At 74.5% G+C, this 2,139-nt stretch carries 2 protein-coding genes; both read right to left on the bottom strand.

The features are described 5' to 3' along the window. Positions 1-107: 107 nt before the first annotated feature. A complete protein-coding gene (locus tag ACI8AC_RS25160; protein WP_456900590.1) occupies positions 108-1,319 on the bottom strand; it encodes an acyl-CoA dehydrogenase family protein in 1,212 nt (403 codons plus the stop codon). 146 nt (positions 1,320-1,465) lie between these two features. After that, positions 1,466-1,918 carry a DUF4383 domain-containing protein gene (locus ACI8AC_RS25155; protein ID WP_456900589.1) on the bottom strand — a complete coding sequence of 151 codons (453 nt, stop codon included), beginning with the start codon at positions 1,916-1,918 and terminating at the stop codon, positions 1,466-1,468. Positions 1,919-2,139: the final 221 nt, after the last annotated feature.

Genomic DNA, 2,139 nt, shown 5'->3' with positions numbered 1-2,139 from the left:
GGGGGGGGGGGGGGGGGGGGGGGGGGGGGGGGGGGGGGGGGGGGGGGGGGGGGGGGGGGGGGGGGGGGGGGGGGGCCCCCCCCCCCCCCCCCCACCCCACCGGTGCCTCAGCCGGAGAAGGGGCGCTCCCGGGCCAGCTCCTCCTTGGCCACGCCGCGGATGTGGACGGCGTCCGGGCCGTCGACGATGCGCAGGGTGCGGGCGCTGGCCCAGAAGCGGGCGAGCACGGTGTCGTTGCTGACCCCGGCGCCGCCGTGCAGCTGGATCGCGCGGTCGATGACGGCCAGGGCGACCCGCGGTGCGGCGACCTTGATCGCCGAGATCTCCGTCCGGGCGCCCTTGGCGCCGTGCTTGTCGATCAGGTCGGCGGTCTTGAGCACGTAGAGCCGGGCCTGGTCGATCTCGATGCGGGACAGCGCGATGCTCTCCCGCACGGTGCCCTGGTCGGCCAGCGGCCGGCCGAAGGCCACCCGCTGCTGGGACCGCTCGACCATGAGCGCCAGCGCGCGCTCGGCCATGCCGATGGCGCGCATGCAGTGGTGGATGCGGCCGGGGCCCAGCCGCGCCTGGGCGATCATGAACCCGTCGCCCTCGCCGGACAGGATGTTGGACACCGGCACCCGGACGTCGGTGAACCGCAGCTCGGAGTGCCCGTGCTGGTCCTGGTAGCCGAAGACCGGCAGGTGCCGGATGATCTCCAGGCCCGGGGTGTCGCGGGGGACCAGCACCATCGACTGCTGCCGGTGCGGCGGGCCGTCGGGGTCGGTCTTGCCCATGACGATGAAGATCTGGCAGCGCTCGTCGGCGGCGCCGCTGGTCCACCACTTGCGGCCGTTGATCACGTACTCGTCGCCGTCGCGGACGATCGAGGTCTGGATGTTGCGGGCGTCCGAGGAGGCGACGTCCGGCTCGGTCATCGCGAACCCGGAGCGGATCTCGCCCTCGAGGAGCGGGTCGAGCCAGCGCTGCTTCTGCTCGGGCGTGCCGAACAGCATCAGCGTCTCCATGTTGCCGGTGTCCGGGGCCCCGCAGTTGGTGGCCTCGGGAGCGATCACCGGCGACCAGCCCATGATCTCGGCGACCGAGGCGTACTCGAGGTTGGTCAGCCCCCCGAGCTCGTGGTGGAAGAGGTTCCACAGGCCCCGCTTGCGGGCCTCGGCCTTGAGGTCCTCGAGGACGGGGGGGTGCTCGTGGTCGTCGTGGCCGCGCGCGGCGCGCCACTCGTCGTAGACGGGCTCGGCGGGGAACACCTGCTCGCGCATGAAGTCCCACATCCGGCCGCAGACGTCCTCGGCTCGGGCGGAGAGGGCGAAGTCCATGCCGGGAAGGTAGCCGCGCGCGTGACCGCCGTCGCACCGGGGTCACCCGCGGACGCACCGGAGGCCGGTCCCGGCGCACCGGAGGGCCGGTCCGGGCGCACCGGAGGCCGGGTCCCGAGCGGGACCCGGCCTCCAGCGGGGGGTGGTCAGTACCGGGTGTCGCGGGTCTCGACCGCGCGCCGGACGGGCCCCAGTGCGATGAGCAGCCCGGCCAGCGCGCTGACCAGGTGCAGCCAGTTGTCCGCCCAGTTGATGCTGAGGAAGTTCAGCGGCTCGTCCTCGTCCACGGCGAACAGGCCGTACACGAACGTGGCCCCGTACCCGACCGCCAGCAGCCAGCCGTAGGTCCGGGCCGCCGCCAGCGTCCGGGAGAGGGCGATCCCGGCCACGCCGATGACGATGTGGACGATGTTGTGCAGCGGGTTGATGGAGAACCCGAGCAGGGTCTCGTCCGGCGTGTGGGCGGCGAAGTCGTCGAATCCGGTGACGAAGAAGCCGACGATGCCGATCAGCGTGTAGATGATCCCGATCGCCAGCGCCAGCATCTGCGGCCAGGTCATGCCGGCGCGTGCGGCACCGGCGTCGCGTGATGAGGCCATGGGGTCCTCCCGTGGTGGGGCGTCCGCCGGCTGTTCGACGGTCCCGTCCTCGGGGAGTACCCGGGGGCGAGCGGCGGTAACGGCCCGCACCGGTCCGTGCGCACGCTCGTCACCGGCCCGGGGGCGGGGGGGGGGGGGGGGGCGCGGGGGGGGGGGGGGGGGGGGGGGGGGGGGGGGGGGGGGGGTGGGCCGGCTGCCGACCGAGGAGCGACCGGTCGGCC

It is taken from the genome of Geodermatophilus sp. SYSU D00758 (assembly GCF_054049955.1).
The sequence above is the reverse complement of the archived record's forward strand: the minus strand, read 5'-3'. Positions and strand labels throughout refer to the sequence as shown.